This is a genomic window from Arthrobacter sp. K41 (assembly GCF_059089645.1).
The window spans coordinates 208,103-227,577 of record NZ_JBNHEW010000004.1 but is presented as its reverse complement, the minus strand read 5'-3'; the positions used below and the strand labels follow the sequence as shown (position 1 = coordinate 227,577).

16 protein-coding genes are annotated in these 19,475 nt (G+C 66.9%); 12 read left to right on the top strand and 4 right to left on the bottom strand.

Features of this window, described 5'->3' with window-relative positions:
• The first annotated feature begins 77 nt into the window (after positions 1 to 77).
• The 4 genes from AC5RTE_RS11670 to AC5RTE_RS11655 all read left to right on the top strand — a co-directional run bounded on the left by AC5RTE_RS11670 (position 78) and on the right by AC5RTE_RS11655 (position 4,855).
• Positions 78 to 1,175, top strand: a complete 1,098-nt coding sequence (locus tag AC5RTE_RS11670) for an LCP family protein (protein ID WP_494041556.1) — start codon at positions 78 to 80, stop codon at positions 1,173 to 1,175.
• A gap of 113 nt (positions 1,176 to 1,288) precedes the next feature.
• Complete coding sequence (locus AC5RTE_RS11665) at positions 1,289 to 2,965, top strand: alkaline phosphatase D family protein (protein ID WP_494041555.1); 1,677 nt, start codon at positions 1,289 to 1,291, stop codon at positions 2,963 to 2,965.
• A 161-nt stretch (positions 2,966 to 3,126) separates the two neighbouring features.
• Entirely contained in the window at positions 3,127 to 3,903 is a 777-nt protein-coding gene (locus AC5RTE_RS11660; protein WP_494041554.1) for a histidine phosphatase family protein, read from the top strand.
• Positions 3,887 to 4,855, top strand: coding sequence for an NAD(P)H-hydrate dehydratase (locus tag AC5RTE_RS11655; protein ID WP_494041553.1), 969 nt, complete (start codon positions 3,887 to 3,889; stop codon positions 4,853 to 4,855). The genes AC5RTE_RS11660 and AC5RTE_RS11655 overlap by 17 nt, the downstream gene beginning before the upstream one ends.
• 182 nt (positions 4,856 to 5,037) lie before the next feature.
• Here AC5RTE_RS11655 and AC5RTE_RS11650 read toward each other — a convergent pair whose 3' ends face one another.
• Positions 5,038 to 5,460, bottom strand: coding sequence for an Hsp20/alpha crystallin family protein (locus AC5RTE_RS11650; protein ID WP_494041552.1), 423 nt, complete (start codon positions 5,458 to 5,460; stop codon positions 5,038 to 5,040).
• A gap of 606 nt (positions 5,461 to 6,066) precedes the next feature.
• Here AC5RTE_RS11650 and AC5RTE_RS11645 point away from each other — a divergent pair.
• From AC5RTE_RS11645 to AC5RTE_RS11625, 5 genes are all read left to right on the top strand, one after another.
• A complete protein-coding gene (locus tag AC5RTE_RS11645; protein ID WP_494041551.1) occupies positions 6,067 to 8,304 on the top strand; it encodes a S9 family peptidase in 2,238 nt (745 codons plus the stop codon).
• Positions 8,305 to 8,425: 121 nt separating this feature from the next.
• A complete protein-coding gene (locus tag AC5RTE_RS11640; protein WP_494041745.1) occupies positions 8,426 to 9,178 on the top strand; it encodes a peptidoglycan-binding protein in 753 nt (250 codons plus the stop codon).
• A gap of 6 nt (positions 9,179 to 9,184) precedes the next feature.
• Positions 9,185 to 11,617: a hypothetical protein gene (locus AC5RTE_RS11635; protein ID WP_494041550.1), complete on the top strand. Its 2,433-nt coding sequence runs from the start codon at positions 9,185 to 9,187 to the stop codon at positions 11,615 to 11,617.
• A 9-nt stretch (positions 11,618 to 11,626) separates the two neighbouring features.
• Positions 11,627 to 11,833 carry a hypervirulence associated TUDOR domain-containing protein gene (locus AC5RTE_RS11630; RefSeq protein WP_494041549.1) on the top strand — a complete coding sequence of 69 codons (207 nt, stop codon included), beginning with the start codon at positions 11,627 to 11,629 and terminating at the stop codon, positions 11,831 to 11,833.
• Positions 11,834 to 11,837: 4 nt separating this feature from the next.
• Positions 11,838 to 13,034: an NAD(P)/FAD-dependent oxidoreductase gene (locus AC5RTE_RS11625; protein WP_494041548.1), complete on the top strand. Its 1,197-nt coding sequence runs from the start codon at positions 11,838 to 11,840 to the stop codon at positions 13,032 to 13,034.
• A gap of 6 nt (positions 13,035 to 13,040) precedes the next feature.
• On the opposite strand, the gene AC5RTE_RS11620 is transcribed toward AC5RTE_RS11625, so the two are convergent.
• Both AC5RTE_RS11620 and AC5RTE_RS11615 read right to left on the bottom strand, forming a co-directional pair.
• The gene (locus AC5RTE_RS11620; RefSeq protein ID WP_494041547.1) at positions 13,041 to 13,625 is read right to left on the bottom strand and encodes a GNAT family N-acetyltransferase; all 585 of its coding nucleotides are present in this window, start codon (positions 13,623 to 13,625) and stop codon (positions 13,041 to 13,043) included.
• A 33-nt stretch (positions 13,626 to 13,658) separates the two neighbouring features.
• Positions 13,659 to 14,825: an acetate kinase gene (locus tag AC5RTE_RS11615; RefSeq protein WP_494041546.1), complete on the bottom strand. Its 1,167-nt coding sequence runs from the start codon at positions 14,823 to 14,825 to the stop codon at positions 13,659 to 13,661.
• Positions 14,826 to 14,964: 139 nt separating this feature from the next.
• Between AC5RTE_RS11615 and AC5RTE_RS11610 the strand changes: the two genes are divergently transcribed.
• Positions 14,965 to 15,249 carry a hypothetical protein gene (locus AC5RTE_RS11610; protein WP_494041545.1) on the top strand — a complete coding sequence of 95 codons (285 nt, stop codon included), beginning with the start codon at positions 14,965 to 14,967 and terminating at the stop codon, positions 15,247 to 15,249.
• 58 nt (positions 15,250 to 15,307) lie between these two features.
• Here the strand turns inward: AC5RTE_RS11610 and pta are convergent, their stop codons facing one another.
• Positions 15,308 to 17,386, bottom strand: coding sequence for a phosphate acetyltransferase (gene pta / locus AC5RTE_RS11605; protein ID WP_494041544.1), 2,079 nt, complete (start codon positions 17,384 to 17,386; stop codon positions 15,308 to 15,310).
• Between the two features lie 234 nt (positions 17,387 to 17,620).
• Here pta and AC5RTE_RS11600 point away from each other — a divergent pair, with 234 nt between their 5' ends.
• On the top strand, positions 17,621 to 18,070 hold the full coding sequence (locus AC5RTE_RS11600; RefSeq protein WP_494041543.1) for a hotdog fold thioesterase: 450 nt from the start codon (positions 17,621 to 17,623) through the stop codon (positions 18,068 to 18,070).
• Positions 18,071 to 18,076: 6 nt separating this feature from the next.
• Positions 18,077 to 19,429 (top strand): phenylacetate--CoA ligase PaaK, encoded by a 1,353-nt coding sequence (gene paaK, locus AC5RTE_RS11595; protein ID WP_494041542.1) that lies wholly within the window; start codon positions 18,077 to 18,079, stop codon positions 19,427 to 19,429.
• The last annotated feature ends 46 nt before the right edge of the window (positions 19,430 to 19,475 follow it).

Below are 19,475 nucleotides of genomic sequence, written 5' to 3'. Positions count from 1 at the left end.
TTTGGACACGTCTGTAGCCAGGGAGGCCCGGACGGGCGGACACTGATCCCACCATCCCCGCTAAGAGGTGAGGCACGATGAGTTTGCCTAGCGGTTCTGAACCCGGCACCAGCCCCTCCAGCCCCCGGCCGCGCGGTCCTGTCCTGGCTTCGCTCGGGCGGCGCCGGTGGATCGCTGCACTGCTGGCGCTGGTGCTCGTGACGGTTGCCGTCGTCGCCGTCGTCAGCCTTAGCCGCACGGGCGCTGAGGCACAACCGGCTGCAACGCAAAGCGAAACTCCCTCACCCATCCCAACTGCAACACCTTCCGAAACCCCGCCGCCGGCCCCGCCTCCTCCGCCGCCTATTCCGGAACACCCTGCCGTTGCCATGAACGTACTGGTGATCGGCAGCGACATGCGGGGCATCGCGAAGGACGCGGCAGCCCATACCGAGGCAACCGGCCAGCCCATGGACCAACGTGCCGATGTCCTGATGCTGGTCCACGTCCCGGCCGACCGGCGGACCCTGTACATCGTGTCCATGAACAGGGACATGTGGGTGGATATCCCCGGCTTCGGCGGAGGAAAGATCAACGCGGGCCTCCAGTACGGCGGGATCGACATGGCCACCCGGACGGTGCAGCAGCTGTTGGGGATCACCATCGACCACACCCTGATGCTGGACTTCGGTGGCTTCAAACTGATGGTGGACGGGCTGGGCGGCATCGACGTGAACGTTCCCGTCCCGTTCCAGTCCACGCACGATACCGGGCACGTCTTCGGGCCGGGTGTGAACCACCTGGACGGCCAGGCGGCGCTGGAGTTTGTCCGGGAGCGGTACGCGTTCGTGGACGGCGACTTCCAGCGGGTGCGCAACCAGCAGATCCTGCTCCGCGCCGTCCTCGCCCGCCTCACTGCCGGCGGCGCCCTGAACGACGTGACGGCCGTCCGGAGCCTGGTGGATTTCGCATCCTGCTGCCTGACGGTGAACAAGAGCTTTGACCCGGTGCAGGCCGCCATCCTCGCATACAGCCTCCGGAACCTGGACGTGAACGCCATCGGTACGATGACGCTGCCTACGGCCGGGAACGGCTTTATCGCCGGGCAGTCGGTGCTGCTTCCGGACTACGGCGCCATCTACGCTGTGGGGGCAGCCCTGCGGGAGGGCCGGATCGGGGAGTTCGCGGTGCCGTAGGTCCGGAGCCGGAGGAGCGGGCGGAGGTGACCCCTCCAGCTGTTCAGCCCTGGCTCACCGCCCGTTCATCGAAGGGAAACAGTCTGTGCGCCGGGGGCCGGGAGGCTGGCACCATGACTGACATACCCCGCCGCACCATTGTCAAAGGTTCCGTTTTCGCCGCCGCATTGGCAACCGCACCCGCAACCGCACAGGCCGCCCCGAGCCAGCGACCCGCCGGGGTTGCACTGGTCCGGAACCGGCTCACCCTGCCCAGCGGCATCGCCACGGGCGACGTCACCTCCGACTCCGCCGTGCTGTGGTCCCGCGCTTCGGGCGTGGGGCGACTGACGGCAGTGCTGCGGGCGGTTGACGCCAACGGCCAGGTCCTGCGCGGCCGCGGCTCCTTTGAACGCACCCTGCGCGGGCCGCGCGCCACCCAGGCGTCCGACTTCACTGCCAAAATCCACGCCGCAAACCTGCCGTCCAACACCCGCTTTGCGCTGGAAATCAGCTTCGAGGATGACGGCGGCGCGGCAGGTGAAACGGTCCGCGGCGCCTTCCGCACGGCTCCGGACGCCGGGACGGTCAACGGCAAGGGCCGCACCGGTGGGACGAGCGCGGGAGGTGAAGTGCCGGCGTCGTCCGCCCAGAGCTTTGTCTGGACCGGCGACACCGCCGGGCAGGGGTGGGGCATCAACGAGGAGATCGGCGGGATGCGCGGCTACCGGGCCATGCACCAGACCCGGCCGGACTTCTTCATCCACTCAGGGGACACCGTCTACGCTGACGGCCCGCTGACCGAAACCGTGGTGGAGAAGGACGGGCAGGTGTGGCGGAACCTGGTGACCGAGGAGGTGTCCAAGGTGGCCGAAACCCTCACGGAGTTCCGCGGCCGGCACCGGTACAACTCCATGGACGCCAACATGCGTGCCATGTTCGCGGAGGTGCCGGTGATCGCCAACTGGGACGATCACGAGACCACCAACAACTGGTACCCGGGTGAAATCCTGGATGACCCGCGCTACACCGTCCGCGATGTCAACACCCTTGCGGCCCGCGGCCGGCAGGCGTGGCAGGAGAACATGCCGATCGCCGACTCGTCCGCGCTCTGGCGCCCAGGTACGTTCGACGATGCCGGCCAGTACCAGCCCGCGCGCATCTACCGGAAAATCAGCCGGGGCCCGCAACTGGACATCTTCTGCCTGGACATGCGCACTTTCAAGTCCCCGAACACCGACGGCAAGGAACCCTACGCCACCAACATCCTGGGTCAGGAGCAGGTGGACTGGCTCGTCCGTGAGGTCACCAGGTCCAAGGCGACCTGGAAGGTGATTGCCGCAGACCTGCCGCTGGGCATCATCGTCCCCGACGGCGGCGTGAACCAGGAGAGCCTGGCGAACCGCGACGCCGGCGCGCCGCTGGGCCGCGAGCTGGAGATCGCAGGGGTACTGAGTGCGTTCAAGCACAACCGGGTTAAGAATGTGGTGTGGCTGACGGCGGATGTGCATTACTGCGCCGCCCACCACTACTCCCCCGAGCGCGCCGCCTTCACGGACTTCGATCCTTTCTGGGAATTCGTGGCCGGGCCCATTGCCGCAGGGTCCTTCGGCCCCAATCCCATGGACGGCACCTTCGGCCCGGAGGTGGTCTTCGCCAAAGCCGGGCGCTTCCCCGGCGAGTCACCGCGCGACGGCGAAAACCAGTTCTTTGGGCACGTGCAGTTGGGCGAGGACAGCAGCTTTACCGCAAGCCTCCGCAACGCGAACGGCGCCACAGTGTTTTCGAAGGTGCTGACGCCGGAGCGGTAGCCGGGGCGGTGGGCGGGGCTTCCCGGGGCGCGCCACTTGTTGCGCACCGGCGGGCTCCGCCGTCGTCCGTTCCCTGTTGGTCGTTTACTTGCCCTGCCCTCTGGGTACGCCGCTGGTAATGTTCCTGCATTCGGCACGGCACACGGACGGGGTGAGGCTTTGTGAAAGAAGACGGACTGACAGAGGCTGTCCAGGAAGCCGGGGCGGTGGAGTTGATCCTGATCCGCCACGGTGAGAGTGAAGGCAACGTGGCGGCCACGGATGCGCGACTGGCCGGAGCGGAGGTCATTGAGGTCCCCGCCCGGGACGCGGACGTAAACTTGTCCGGCACCGGGCAGGCACAGGCCAAGGCCCTGGGTGCCGCGCTTGCCCGGATCGCTGAGGACCTCCGGCCCGACGCAGTGGTTTCCTCCCCCTACGCCCGTGCACGCCAGACGGCCGAAATCGCTGTTGAGGCAGCGGGCTGGCCGGTGAAGGTGCGGACGGATGAACGCCTGCGCGACCGCGAACTCGGCATCCTGGACCGGCTGACGCGCCGCGGTGTTGAAAGCCGCTTCCCGGAAGAAGCGGAGCGCCGCGAGTGGCTGGGGAAGATGTACTACCGGCCCCCGGGCGGTGAATCCTGGGCGGACGTGGCACTGCGGCTGCGGTCCGTCCTGGATGAGCTGAACAACCTTGGCACAGGCCACCGGGTAATGCTTGTCTGCCACGACGCCGTGATCCTGCTGTTCCGCTACGTGCTGGAGGGCATGACCGAGCGGGAAATCCTGGACCTTGCGGCCGGCACATCCGTCCTCAACGCTTCCCTGACCCGCTATGTGCGGCCGTCCGGCGAAGGGCCATGGACCTTGGAAAGCTTCAACGTGGCGGACCACCTTACCGAGCAGGGCGTAACAGTGACCGAACACGCAGGAGACGCCAGTGTCCACCCAAAGTGATTCCGTAGCCACCGCCGGAACCGGCACCGCGTCGCCCACGCTGGTGACGCCGTCCCTGCTGCGCGACTGGCCGCTGCCGGCGCCGGGCGCGGACAAGTATTCGCGGGGCTCCGTGCTGGTGATCGGCGGTGCCCGGGCCACGCCCGGAGCGGCACTCCTGGCAGGTACCGCTGCGTTGCGGGCAGGCGCCGGAAAGCTCACGCTCGCCGTGGCCGAGTCGGTAGCAATGCAGTTGGGCGTGGCCCTCCCGGAGTGCGGGGCGATGGGGCTTCCGGAAACCGCCGAGGGGTCGCTGACAGGTGAGGGCCTGGACCGGATTTCTTCTTATCTCGACCGCGCCGATGCGATCCTGGTGGGCCCCGGGCTTGACGATCCGGACCTCGCCGAGGAGCTGCTGCGGGCACTGCTGGACCGGGAATCGGGCGGCTCCGGTGATTCAGGCTCTGGTGAGGGGACCACAGGCAGAGGTCCCGCCGTCGTGCTTGATGCCTACGCCCTCGGCGGCCTGGTGAAGGTGGCGGACCGGCTGGATCCGTGGAAGGGGCGGCTGATCCTCACGCCGAACCCGAAGGAAGCCGCTGTCCTGCTGGAGCGCGACGTGGAGGACCTGCCGGCAGATATTGCTGAGATCGCCGACAAGTTCCAGGCCGTGGTGAGCTGCCAGGGCTTCATCGGCCGACCCTCCGGCGGGGACGCACCGGAGGAATCGGAACTCTGGAAGATGACCACCGGGTACGGAGGCCTGGGAACATCCGGGAGCGGGGACGTGCTGGCCGGGGCGATCACGGGCCTGCGCGCCCGGGGAACCACCAGCGCGCAGGCGGCATGCTGGGGGACCCACCTTCACGCCGCCGCAGCAGACCGGCTCGCCAGCAGGTTGGGCCCACTGGGATTCCTGGCCCGCGAACTGGCCGACGAATTGCCCGCCCTGATGCTGGAGCTGAACACCTAAAGCCATCCCCGGCGGTTCCAGCCCGGACATGGGACGACCCCCGGCCGAAACCGGGGGCCACCGTATCGGGAAATGCAGGCCTACCCTGCCCGTGCGCGTCCAGCGCTGTGGCGTGCTCAGAATGGCTATCCGCCCAAAAGGCAGTCAACAGTCTTTGCCCGACATCCCGATCCTGCTGGGGACTAGGCGGAAATTTCCTGCTTTGCCCCCTTCGTCTCAATCTCAATTTTACGCGGCTTGGCCTTCTCAGCGACAGGAATCCGCAGGGTAAGGACGCCGGCGTCGTAAGACGCCTTCACGTTGTCGGTGTCCAGGGTGTCACCAAGGATCAGCTGGCGGCTGAACACGCCGCGCGGCCGCTCGGAGGCGATCATCTCGGTATCCTTGCCTACAGGTTCAGGGCGTTCTGCCCGCACCGTCAGGACATTCCGTTCGACATCAAGGTCCACTGAGTCCGCTGCAACACCGGGCAGATCAAAGGCGACTACGAAGTCCTGGCCTTCGCGCCAGGCGTCCATGGGCATCGCTGCCGGACGCGCTGCCGTGCCGAGGACCTGCTGGGCCAGCCTGTCCAGCTCGCGGAACGGATCGGTTCGCATCAACATGGCTTCCCTCCTCGTGAGAGACGGTCCAACATAGTTTTTGTACCAGCCGATCTGTATTGGCTGATATAGATTTTTTAGCACTGGCCAAAAAGATCTGCAAGTGGTTCCGGGAAAAATTTTTCCTGCTCCTGACCGGGCGCCCGGCCACGAAAAGGGGCCTTCGCAGCGTGCGAAGACCCCTTCACGTGACGGGTTGCCGTTCAGCTTCGGGTGGGGTCCGGGCGAAGCGGTGCAGGCCCGGGATCCGGCACCGGCAGCGGCCCGGGAGGCTCCGGCACCGGGAATGGGTTGGGCGGCGGCGGACCAGGATGGCCGGGGTGGGCAGGATCAGGGCTTGGGCCCGGCTCCGGCGGAAACGGCTCGGGCTCGTGCACTGGCGGGATGGTCATAAACTTCCCCTCTCACGCTGGGCGGATGTTGCCTTAGCGGAAACAGAATACGCCTGCCTCCGGAGCCCTACTAGGGCAGCCCCCTCCCGGGTGCGCCGGCAGGCCATGGTCCCGGGTGGCTCGGTTCAGCGACCCAACCTGGCATGGCATCGCCAGGGTTCTCGTCCGGTAGCGAACGGCCGGTTCATTGTCAGGGCGGGTGGATATATTTGAACTCATGACCCAGACTCCGCTGCAGGATTCCGCCCGCACCGCCGCCACCGCCCCGAATCCCCCGGTTGCCAAGAAGATTCCGTTCGAGCGGCGTCACCATGGGGACACGTTCGTGGACAACTACGAGTGGCTGCGGAATAAGGATTCTGCCGAGGTAGTGGAGCACCTGAAGGCCGAGAACAGCTACCAGGAAGCGGTCACCGCGCACCAGGAGCCGCTCCGTGAAGCGATCTTCCAGGAAATCAAGGGCCGCACGCAAGAGACCGACCTGTCCGTCCCGCACCGGAAGGACGGCTGGTGGTACTTCAGCCGCTCGGTGGAAGGCAAGGAATACGGCATCCAGTGCCGGGTCCGTGCCGGCAACAGCGGCAACCCGGTGGAGGACTGGACGCCCCCGGCGGTGGAACCCGGCGTGGAGATTCCAGGCGAGGAAATCCTGCTGGACGGAAACGTCGAAGCGGAAGGAAAGCCGTTCTTTTCCGTCGGTGGCACAGCTGTCACCGTCGACGGCAACCTCTACGCCTATGCCGTGGACAATGCCGGCGACGAACGCTTCACCGTGCACATTAAGGACCTCCGGACCGGCGAACTCCTGCCTGACGTCATCGAGAACGTGTTCTACGGCGTCTCCTTCTCCCCCGACGGCACCCGCATCTTCTACACAGTGGTTGACGATTCCTGGCGCCCGTACCAGGTCAAGGCCCACACGCTGGGAACGCCCGTCAGCGAGGACGTGGTGGTTTACCAGGAGGACGACGTCGCCATGTGGCTGGGCTTCGAACTCTCCGCGGACCGGCGCTACCTCGTGCTGGGCATCGGCTGCTCCGAGTACAGCGAAACGCGCCTGCTCCGTTTCGATGATCCCAGCCAGGAACTCACCACCGTGATTTCCCGCGATGAGCGCGTGCTGTACGAGGCCGAACCCTTCCTGCTGCCGGGCCCGGACGGCCTAAAGACCGAACGCATCCTGCTCACCCACAACCGCGGTGCCATCAACTCCATGGTCTCCCTGACGGACTGGGCAGAGCTTCACAAGCCGCTCGCCGATCAGCGGTGGGACACCGTCGTCGAACACTCCGGGGACGTCCGCGTCAACGGCGCAGGCGTTACTTCCACGCACCTGGTCGTATCCATCCGCAAAGACACCATCGAGCGCGTGCAGGTGATCGGGCTTGACGGCCTGGGCACGGCTGCCCAGGAAGCGGCCGTTGAGCCCGCCTTTGATGAGGAGCTGTACACCGCTGGAGTCGGGGGCTCGGACTACGAGGCGCCGGTAATCCGCCTCGGCTACACCTCCTACTTCACGCCCTCGCGCGTTTATGATTTTGTGCTGCCCACTCCCGGGCAGCCCGCGGGTGAGCTGCTGCTAAGGAAGGAAAGCCCGGTCCTGGGCGGCTACGACGGCAAGGACTACGTGGCCACCCGCGAATGGGCAACGGCGGCAGACGGCACGCGGATCCCTCTCTCCGTGCTGCGCCACAAGGCGGTCAAGCAGGATTCGACGGCGGCCGGCCTGGTGTACGGATACGGCTCCTATGAATTGAGCATGGATCCCGGCTTCGGCATCGCCCGGCTCTCCCTGCTGGACCGCGGTGTGGTGTTTGTGATCGCCCACATCCGCGGCGGCGGCGAGCTGGGCCGGCACTGGTATGAGGACGGAAAGAAGCTCGCCAAGAAAAACACCTTTACCGATTTCGTCGCTGCCACGGACTGGCTGGCGCACTCGGGCTGGGTGGACCCGGCGCGGATCGCGGCCATGGGTGGCTCGGCCGGCGGACTGCTGATGGGGGCCGTGGCCAACATGGCTCCGGAGAAGTACGCCGCGATTGTGGCCCAGGTGCCGTTCGTGGACGCCCTCACCACCATCCTGGACCCGGAGCTGCCGCTGTCCGCCCTTGAGTGGGAGGAATGGGGCAACCCCATCACGGACCCGGAGGTTTACGCCTACATGAAGTCGTACTCCCCCTACGAGAACGTCCGCGCGGCGGCCTACCCGAAGATCGCCGCAGTGACGTCCTTCAACGACACCCGGGTGCTGTATGTGGAGCCGGCAAAGTGGGTGCAGGAGCTGCGGAGCAGGACCACTGGGTCCGAGCCCGTGGTGATGAAGATCGAGATGGACGGCGGCCACGGCGGCGCGTCCGGCCGCTACGTCCAGTGGCGCGAAAGGGCCTGGGACTACGCGTTTATCGCCGATTCACTCGGCGCCACTGAGCTGCTCCCCGGCGCTGGCCTGCGGTAATACCCCCGCAGTAGGACCTGCTCCCAGTATCCAAAAAAGCTAACCATGCTTACTATTGTCTGGCACTGGCTGCCCGCTGGGGGCAGGCCAACCGGTGCCGGATGTGGAGGTTTGCGTGAGCATGGAAAAGGAAATGCGTCCCCTGACCGACGACGAACTGCTGTCGGAGCAGGCAACAGCGCTGCCGGACAAGGAAGTTGCTTCTGTCCTTGACCTGAATGCGGATCTGGACCTTGGCATCGACGCCGCCGCACCGATCGACCTTGCTGTGGCGGCGAACGCCAACGTGGCTGCGCCGATTGACGCCGCGGCCTCTGCAAACATCCTTTCCTACGGATCGGACGCACAGGCACTCGCCGATCAGGGGGTCATGATCGAACAGGGCATTGTGGCGGATGCGAACGCCCAATCCACCCAGGACAGCATCATCGACCAGGGCAACGACACCGTAGAGGACGGCGGTGCCACCACCGAGGCGGGCGGCACCGACGCTGCTGGCACCGGCACCACTCCCGACGCCGGCAGCCCCCTTCCCGACGGTACGTCCACCGATGGCATCGTGCCCGAAGACGGCCTGGGCGGAGAACTGCCCGACGTCGGCGCCCTGCCGGTGGATCCAGCAGCCGCGCTGGACGGTGACCTGCTCAACGTCAACGTGGACCTCGCCGCCGATGCGGACATCGCCGCGCCGATCAACGGCGCAGTAGCCGCCAACGCGAACGTCGCCGCTCCGATCGACGCGGCCGTCGCCGCGAACATCGGTTCCATCGACAGCCAGGCCTATGCCGTGGCCGAACAGGACGCCATCATCTCCCAGCACATCGAGGGCGAGGCCAACGCCTCTGCTGACCAGCAGTCCGACCTCGAGCAGTAAGCACAGATGAGCCGCACTACCGGCGGGCCGCGCTCCCAGGGCAGCCCGCCACCGTCCGCTGCCCCCGTTGCCGGGCACCCGCTGCTGGTTCCCGCCCTGGCCGACGGCGTCCAGCTGATCGGCAGGACCGAGGGATCGGGCTACCGGGAGGCGCCCTCGCTGGTCCGCCGCGCGGACGGCCAGACCCTCCAGCTCACACCACTGCTGTTTCTGGTGCTCGAGGCGGTGGACGGCCAGCGCGGCCTCGAGGAAATCGCCCAGCACGCCAGCGCCGCTTCCGGAAGGCTGGTCAGCGCGGACAACGTCCGCACGCTGATGGACTCCCAGCTCCTGCCGTTGGGCCTGCTCCGCCTCGCGGACGGGTCCCAGCCGGAGGTCCGGAAAGCTGACCCGCTGCTGGGGATGCGCTTCCGCTACACGGTGACGGATCCGGAGCGCACCCGCAGGATCACCGCGCCCTTCGCAACCCTGTTCAATCCGTTGATCGTGGCAGCGGTGACCGCGGCATTCCTGGCAGCGTGCTGGTGGGTGCTCATGGTGAAGGGGCTCGGATCGGCCACCCATGAAGCGTTCGAAAACCCTGTTCTGCTTCTGCTGATCTTTGCCATCACCATCGTCTCCGCGGGCTTCCACGAGTTCGGGCACGCCGCCGCCGCGCGCAGGGGCGGAGCCACGCCAGGGGCCATGGGCGCCGGGCTGTACCTGGTCTGGCCGGCCTTTTTCACGGATGTCACCGACTCGTACCGGCTGGGCCGCAGCGGCAGGCTGCGGACAGACCTCGGTGGCCTGTACTTCAACGCGATAATTGCGGTGGCCATCATGGGCCTGTGGTGGGCCACCGGCTTTGATGCGCTGCTGCTGGTGGTGGTAACCCAGATCCTGCAGATGGTCCGGCAACTGCTCCCCCTGGTCCGGTTCGACGGTTACCACATCCTGGCCGACGCCACCGGGGTGCCCGACCTCTTCCAACGCATCAAACCCGTACTGCTGGGCCTGCTCCCCTGGCGCTGGGGAAGGCCGGAGAACAAAGTCCTCAAGCCATGGGCCCGGGCAGTGGTCACGGCGTGGGTGCTGGTCACCGTGCCGCTGCTGCTGTTCAGCCTGGCCATGATGGTGCTCGCCCTGCCGCGGCTGTTGGCCACGGCATGGAGCAGCGCCGCCAGGCAGCAGGAACTGCTGGCCGAAAGCCTCTCCGCCGGGGATCCCGCCGGCGCCGCAGTACGCGTCCTGGCTATCGTGGCCGTCGCCCTTCCCATGCTGGGCATGCTCTACATCCTGCTGCGGCTGCTGAGGCAGCTGGTCACCGGGCTCTGGCAGAAAACCCGCGGCAAGGTCCTGCAGCGCACCGCCGCCATGGGCGCGGTGACGGTACTGCTGGCCGGGCTGGCCTGGGCCTGGTTGCCCGACGGCGGGACGTACCGTCCGGTGCAGCCATACGAACGCGGCACGCTGGCTGACGCAACAGCGTCCGTCCTCCCGGCAGCAAGCACCGTCCTGCGGGAGGGCGGCAGCGGAATGACACTGGCGCTGTGGCCTGATGCTGCGCCCCTGCCCACCCGGGAGAACCCGCAGCTGAGCATGGTGCTGGTTCCGGTAGAGGCTTCGCCGGGGTCCGGCCCTACCAGGACCCCGTCTTCTTCTCCCGGCTCCGCCGCCCCGTCCTGGGTGTTCCCGTTTGACCGGCCGGCCGCCTCGAAGGAGGACGGCAACCAGGCGCTTGCCGTGAACACCACCGACGGATCAGTCACCTACGGCGTGGCTTTCGCGCTGGTGTGGGCCGAGGACGGCGGACCCGTCGATACCCGGAACGAGGCCTATGCCTTTGCCAGCTGCACCGGCTGCGCCGCCGTTGCGGTGGGCTTCCAGGTGGTCCTTATCGTAGGCCAGGCGGACGTGGTGGTACCGGAAAACCTGTCCGCGGCCGCCAACTACAACTGCGTCGAATGCCTCACCTACGCCCTCGCCAGCCAGCTCGTCCTCACTTTGGACGGTCCACTAAGCGATGCCGGCATGGAGCAGCTCATGGCGCTGTGGGCCGAAATCGCCGAGTACGGCCGGAACATCCACAACGTTCCGCTCTCGGAAATCCAAGCCCGGCTTGCCGCCTACAAGGAGCAGATCCGGGCCATCATCAAGGCTGATCCAAGCGCCGCCCAGTCTAACGAGACGCTGGCGCCGGTTGCTACGGACACCGCCGCGCCCCCAACTGCGCCGGCAGCGGGCACCGCGCCCACCGAAACCCCTGCTACTGGCGAAACACCCGCAACCGCGCCGGCACCTGCTCCGGCAGGAACCGGGGCCGCCACCGCCCCAGCGACGCAGCCCGCCCCCGTTGACCCGCCGGCGTCGTACGCGCCCATTGAGCCGCCGGTGCCAACGGCGGATACTGGGGGCACGGCGCCCGCCGCTGAGCCCCTACCCACCGCAAACCCCAGCTAGGAGAACAGAATGTCGTTAAGCAAGGGAACGTCCGTGGAGTGGAACACCTCGCAGGGCAAGACGCACGGCAAGATTGTGGAGAAGAAAACCAGCGACTTCGAGCTGGACGGACACACGCACCGGGCCAGCGAGGACGAACCGCAGTACATCGTGGAATCCGCGAAGACCGGCGCACGGGCAGCACATAAAGCCTCCGCCCTGACGGAAAAGAAGTAACCCGGTGGCAGCACAGCACGAAGTGGTCATCATCGGTGGTGGGAACGCCGGAATCGCGCTGGCGGCCCGGCTGGAGCGCTACGGCGTGAAGGACGTGGCGGTGGTTGAGCCGAAGGACCACCACCTCTACCAGCCGCTGTTCTCCCACATCGCCGGGGGCAGGGCATCGGCCAAAGAAGCGGTCCGGACCCAGGAGTCAGTGATCCCCAAAGGCGTCAGGTGGATCCGGGACAGCGCAGTTGCCGTGGACACCGACGCCAACACCGTAAGCCTGGCGTCAGGATCAGCTGTTTCCTACGGCCAGCTGGTGGTCTGCCCGGGAATCCAGTTCGACTGGGCCGCGGTGCCCGGCCTGGCCGAGGCAGTGCACTCACCGCACGGCACTTCGCACTACGAGTTTGAGCTGGCACCCAAGACCTGGACTCTCCTCAGCGGACTGACATCGGGCACGGCAGTGTTCACCATGCCGGCAGGTCCGGCCACGTGCGCCGGCGCGAGCCAGAAACCCATGTACCTTGCCTGCGACTACTGGAAGGAACAGGGCGTCCTGGACAAGATACGGGTTGTGATGGTCCAGCCCTATCCCACTGTTTTCGGGGTGCCGGAGGTTGACCGGGAGCTTGACCGCAAGATTGCGGAGTACGGCATCGAGTTGTGGACCAACAGCGAACTCGTAGCCGTGGATGCCGCCAGTCAGAAGGCCACCATCCGGAACACCGAGTCCGGCGCTGAGGAGAACCTGCACTACGACGTCCTCAACGCCGTCCCGCCCCAGTCCGCGCCTGACTGGCTCAAAGCGTCAAACCTGCCGGCAGCCGGGGACGACGGCGGCTTTGTTGAGGTGGACCGGCAGACGCTTCGGCACATCCGGATCCCCAATGTCTGGTCCCTGGGCGACGCCGCGGCTACCACCAACTCGAAAGCCGGCGGAGCCCTCCGTAAACAGACGATGGTCCTGGCCAAGAACCTGGTGGCCGCCCGGAAGGGGAAACCGCTGCCGGCCAAGTACAACGGCTACTCCGTCTGCCCGTTCACGGTGTCCCGCAATACGGTGGTGTTTGCCGAGTTTGATGACCGGTACCGTCCCATGCCCACCATTCCGCGCATCCCCACATGGAACGAGAGCAAGCTGTCCTGGGTGGTGGACCGGGACATCTTCCCGCAGGTGTACTGGAACCTGATCCTCAAGGGGCGTGCGTAGCCGCAGTCAGCCGCCCTGCCGGGCCTGCCGCCTAAGCGCCTGGTCCACGCGCCACTCGTCAGCCAGGACTGCATAGATCAGCTCGGTGGCCCACTGGCCTTTGTAGTGCCATTTGTCCACGTGCCGCGCTTCATGCCGCATGCCCAGGCGGCAGCAAAGCGCAGCAGATGCTGTGTTCAGTTCGTCAAGGCGCGCCTCGATCCGGTGCATGCCCAGCTCCTCGAAGCCGAGGCGGAGCATGGCCGCCGCCGCTTCCGTGGCGTAGCCCTTGCCCCTGGCCCCGGGCGCCAGGCTCCAGCCCACTTCGCCCTGGCCGTATCCCGGCAGCCATTTGAGGACCACCTCACCCTGCAGCCCGCCGTCGTCCGCTGCCTCGACGGCGAGCGCCACCCAGTCACCCTCCTTTGCGAAAACAAAGTTCGCGTACCGGCCCACCCGCTCCATTGACTGCGTGTAGGTTTTGGCCGGCCCAGGCAGGAACCTGGCGGTCTCAGCCAGTGAATGGTAGGCGTGGAACGCATCAAGATCGCCGCCTTCGAAGCGGCGCAGGATGAGCCGTTCAGTGCGGATGGGCAGGGTGATGTCAGGCATGGGGAGAGGATGCTCCTTGGTTCAGGAGGGCGGTTACCGCGCCACTGAGGCGGAAACGACGGCGGCTGTCGCCTCCGCGATGGCCCGCTCCTCATCGGTGGGAACCACCAGGACAGGGATGGCGGACTGCGGCGTGGAAATAACGCGCGGCTCCTTGGACCGCTCTGCGTTCGGGCCGGCGTCGAGCTGTATGCCCAGGGCGCCCAGCTTCTCCGCCACGAGCGCCCGGAACTGGTGGGAGTTCTCGCCGATTCCGGCGGTGAACACGAGTGCCTTGGCTCCGCCCACGGCCACGTGGTACCCGCCGATGTACTTGGCCAGCCGGTACGAGGTGACCGCGAGCGCTGTGTCCGCCCTGGCGTCGCCGGATTCGGCGGCCTCCACCACCGAGCGCATGTCGTTGTTGCCGGCCAGGCCCTTCAGTCCGGATTCCCGGTTCAGCATGGTGTCGAGGTCTTCCGGGGTCCAGCCCGCCCTGCCGAGGAAGACCAGGATGGAGGGGTCGAGATCGCCAGAGCGGGTTCCCATCACCAGGCCCTCCAGCGGGGTAAAGCCCATGGACGTATCCACCGAGCGGCCACCCCGGATCGCGGTGGCGGAGGCGCCGTTGCCCAGATGGGCAATGACGCCGTCGAACTCTTCAACCGGAAGGTCCAGCAGTGCCGCGGCCTGGCGCGTCACGTACTCGTGGGACGTGCCGTGGAAGCCGTAGCGGCGGATGCCGTGGTTTGTGTAAAGCTCATCCGGGACGGCGTAGCGCCACGCCTGCTCCGGAAGGGTCCGGTGGAACGCGGTGTCAAAGACGGCCACCTGGGGCATGTCCGGCCACTTTTTGGTGATGGCGCGGATACCCAGCACGTTGGCGGGGTTGTGCAGGGGAGCCAGCGGGTTGAGCCGTTCAATGGCGCGGGTGATTTCATTGTCTACCAGCACGGGTTCGGCGAACCGCTCGCCGCCGTGCACCACCCGGTGCCCCACCGCGGCCAGCTCCAGGTCGCCGAGCTCCTGGTGGATGGCGGCGTCCACCTGTTCCAGCGCCTCGGCATGGTCCCGGGGGCCCACGATCTCACCGTCCCCGTCACCGCCGTTGCCCATCCCGATCTTTTCGATCAGCCCCTCCGTGAGTACGCTCCCGGCGGCGACATCACGCACCTGGTACTTGAGCGAGGACGAGCCGGAATTGATGACGAGGACGAGCATGCGGGCCTCCTGAGCCTGGCGTCTGCGGTTCAAACCACACTATAGGTTGCCCCGGCAGCGGCGCTGTTTCCTTGCGGATGGAAGCCGGCTGTGCCTAGAGTCGGCGGACAGGCTGGACCACGCCCGAGAGGACACTTCCATGACGAACGAGCCCACTTCGATCGACGAGAACGACCCCACCAACACCGGATCCAGCAGCACCGCGCCGCTGAACGCTGGGGGCGCCGGCACCAAGGACCCTGCCGGCGTCGAGGGCGCCAACCCCGCCCTGGATGACACCGGCGCCAGCAAGGCCGGTGAAACGGGCGAGTCCCCGCAGGTGCCGGAGAACCTTGAGGACCTCGACCTCACCCCGCAGGGCCTGTCCGATGAGCCGGCCAAGCAGGAGGACTCCGAGAGCCTGGCGAAGCCGGACAACAGCTGACCCACGCGAAAGGACGACGCCGGCCCCACCCGGGTGCCGGCGTCGTCCTTTGCCGTGCTTACGAAGCCGGCGCCTGCGCCTGGATGGCTGTGATGGCCACCGTGTTCACGATGTCCTCCACCGTGCAGCCGCGGGAGAGATCGTTGACCGGCTTCCGCAGGCCCTGCAGGACTGGCCCGACGGCGACGGCACCGGAGCTCTGCTGCACCGCCTTGTAGGTGTTGTTGCCGGTGTTAAGGTCCGGGAAGATAAACACGGTGGCCTGGCCGGCCACCGAGGACCCCGGCATTTTGGACTCCGCGATCGAGGCATCCACTGCGGCGTCGTACTGGATGGGGCCTTCGACGGCGAGATCCGGGCGGCGCCGGCGCACCAGTTCGGTGGCCTGCCGCACCTCGTCCACCGCCTCACCTGAGCCGGAGCCGCCGGTGGAGTAGGACAGCATGGCCACCCGCGGCTCCACGCCGAACTGCGCAGCCGTTTCAGCTGAGGCGAGCGCGATGTCCGCCAGCTGCTCAACGTTAGGGTCCGGGTTCACTGCGCAGTCGCCGTAGACCAGCACCCGGTCCGGCATCAGCATCAGGAACACCGAGGAGACGATCTTCACGCCCTCGCGGGTCTTCACAAACTCCAGCGCCGGCCGGATGGTGTGCGCGGTGGTGTGGGCCGCGCCGGACACCATTCCGTCCACCACACCGAGCTGGACCATCATGGTGCCGAAGTAGCTGACGTCCTGCATGATTTCCAGGGCCTTGGGGAGGTCAACGCCCTTGTGTGCCCGCAGCTCCGCGTACTGCTCGGCGAATTTTTGCCGCAGGTCCGAGGTGGCAGGGTCCACGATGTTGATTCCGGACAGGTCGATGCCGCGGGCGGCGGCCAGCTCGCGGACATCCGACTCCGGCCCCAGGACAGTGAGGTCACAGACGTCGCGGCGGTGCAGGATCTCCGCAGCTCGCAGAATCCGTACATCCGTCCCCTCGGGGAGGACCACGTGCCGTCGCTGGCCGCGGGCCCGCTCGATGAGGTCGTGGAGGAAGCGAAGCGGGGTCATGCGTTCGGCCCGCGGCAGGTGCAGCCGCTCCATCAGCTCGGCCTCATCCACTGTGCGGGACCAGAGCCCCAGGGCGGAGGCAACCTTGCGGCGGTGGCCGGACCAGATCTCGCTGCGGACCTCAGAGACGCGGCGCGCGGTGGTGTAGGTGTCCTCTGCGGCGGCGAACACCGGGAATGGTGCCTGTGCCAGGAGCGGGTAGATGTTGGCGTCCGGTGCCAGGCCGCCGGTGAGGATCAGCGCCGAGGCCACCGGGAATTCGGGCGAGAAGGACGACGCCAGGCACGCGACCATCACGTCCGCGCGGTCTCCGGGGACGATCACCAGGGCGCCCTCGTCAAGGACGTTCAGGAAGTTGCCCACGTTCATGGCCGCCACCTTGATGTCCCTCACGTCCCGCTCCATGTCCGCACGGCCGGCGATCTGCCGGACACCCAGGGCCGCGGCAACTTCACCCGTGGTGGGACGCGCGATCTCCTCGAGCTCGGGCAGGACGTACACCGGCCGTTTGGAGGCGCCGGGCTTCACGGCGGCGGCGATAGCCTCGACGTCGTCCGGATCAGCGCGGTTCACCATAATGGCCAGCAAGGCGCACTTCTCGGCGGCGAGCTCCTTGCGGGCCACCTCGACGGCGGCCGCCGCCTCCGCCACGGTCCGCCCCTTGGCGCCCACCACCGCAACCACGGGGGCGGCGAGGTTGTTGGCCAGGCGGGCGTTGAGGTCGAACTCAACGGCGGCGTCCTGGCCGGTGAGGTCGGTGCCCTCCACTATTACCACGTCGCAGTGGCGGGAGATTTCCGCGAAGATCTCCACGCAGCGGGAATCAATGTCCTCGCGTCTGCCATCTGCAAGCAGGGACCTGACCTCCTCGTGGGTCAGGCCGCCGCGGCATCGCTCATCTTCCAGGGCGAACCGCGATTTCATCAGGGCCACCATGGGATCGTCCGCCGCGTCCGGGCCGTGGACCACGGGCTTGAAGAAACCGATCCTGTCCGCATGACGGTGCAGGGTGTCCGCCAGGCCCAGGGCCACAAGGGACTTGCCCGATCCGGGAGTGGTTGCGCTGACGTAGATGCTTTTGGCCATGGTCCGCCCTTTTGCTGTTCTGCTGGTTCCGGTCCTCCCATCCTTGCACTTCTCGCCGGAATGGCTTCGGGCAGTCCGGATTCGTGGCCCACATAAGTGGCGCCGCCGTGCCTTTTCCACCACTCGGACCGGGACGCGGCGCTGACCCGGTCCGGCGGGCACGCCCTTGACACCGGACCGCCTCATGGGATTACCTAATGAACATTCGGTAAATAAAGCTGGAGGCAATGACGCATGGCTGAAACAACAGTTTCCGGGGCCATCCACCCCATCCTGCAAAACGACTACGCCTCCATCTGGATGGGAATCGAAGTCCTTGCCGTCAGCGAGGGCCATGCCACCATCCGGATGACACTCCGCCAGGAAATGCTCAACGGCTTCGGCATGGCGCACGGCGGAATGATCTTCGCCTTCGCGGACTCCGCCTTCGCCATGGCCTGCAACCCGGTCCACCCGGCGCCCGGCGAGGAAAACAACATCACTGTAGCCGCCGGCGTCGACATCAACTTCCTTAAGCCGGCCTACCGCGGACAGGTTATTACCGCCGTCGCGGACCGCCGTTCCAGCGCCGGCCGCAGCGGCCTGTACGACATCCAGGTTTTTGCCGCCGACCCGGGCGCCCAGGCTCCGGGTGAACTCATCGCCGAGTTCCGCGGACGCAGCCGGACCATCCCCAAAAAGTAGGACACCATGACCCTCCACGCCCCCGAAACACCCACGCCCACTGCCTCCGGCGCGGAACTTGACCGCGAAGAAACGATCTCCCGCGACGAGCTCGAAGCCCTGCAGCTCAGCCGCCTGCAGCACACTGTGGTCTACGCCTACGAGCGCGTGCCCCTGTACAAGCGCAAATTCGACGACGCCGGCATCCACCCCGGGGACCTGCGCGAACTCAGCGACCTCGGCAATTTTCCCTTCACCACCAAGGACGACCTGCGCGCCGAATACCCGTTCGGGATGTTCGCCGTGCCGCAGAGCGAAGTAGCCCGCGTCCACGCCAGCTCGGGCACCACGGGCCGGCCCACCGTCGTCGGCTACACCAAACAGGACCTGGCGGACTGGGCCAAGCTCGTGGCCCGCAGCTTCCGCGCCTCCGGCATCCGCCCCGGGATGAAGGTCCACAACGCCTACGGCTACGGGCTGTTCACCGGCGGGCTCGGCGCGCACGCCGGAGCAGAGGCTTTGGGCTGCACCGTCATCCCGATGTCCGGCGGGCAGACCGAACGCCAGATCCAGCTCATCCAGGACTTCCAGCCGGATGCCATCCTGGCCACCCCCACCTACCTCCTGACCATCGCCGACGCCATGGCGCACATGGGCATCGACCCCGCCTCCACGTCCCTGAAGTTCGCCGTCCTCGGCGCCGAACCCTGGACCCAAGAGATGCGGCACGAACTCGAAGTCACCATGAACATCAAGGCCTGCGACATCTACGGCCTTTCCGAAGTGATGGGCCCGGGCGTCGCCGGCGAGGCGGTGGAAACCCAGGACGGCAGCCACATCTGGGAGGACCACTTCCGCCCCGAAATCATCGACGCCTTCAACCCCGTGGTGGGCAAGGAGAACGTCCTGCGCGACGGCGAGCACGGCGAACTCGTCTTCACCTCGCTCACCAAGGAAGCACTGCCCATCATCCGGTACCGCACCAAGGACCTCACCCGGCTCCTGCCCGGCACCGCCCGCCCCGCGCACCGGAGGATGGGACGCATCACCGGCCGCAGCGATGACATGATCATCCTGCGCGGCGTGAACCTCTTCCCGTCCCAGATCGAGGAAATCGCCCTCCGCATCCCCGAGCTCAGCCCGCACTTCCAGCTCGAACTCGCCCGGCCCGAGGGCCAGCGGATGGACCAGCTGACGGTCCGGATTGAACGCCGGGATGCCGTGACCTCCGAGCAGAGCGCGACGGCGGCGCGAACCCTGCAGGAGCAGATCAAGATCCACGTGGGTTCTTCGTGCTCAGTGGACGTCGTGGAGCCGGGCTCGCTGGAGCGGTCCAACGGCAAGCTGAAGCGCATCTACGACCTCCGGCCCAAGGGCTAGGGGCATCAGCCGGCGCCGACCGACCGACCGTTCATGAGAAACTAGG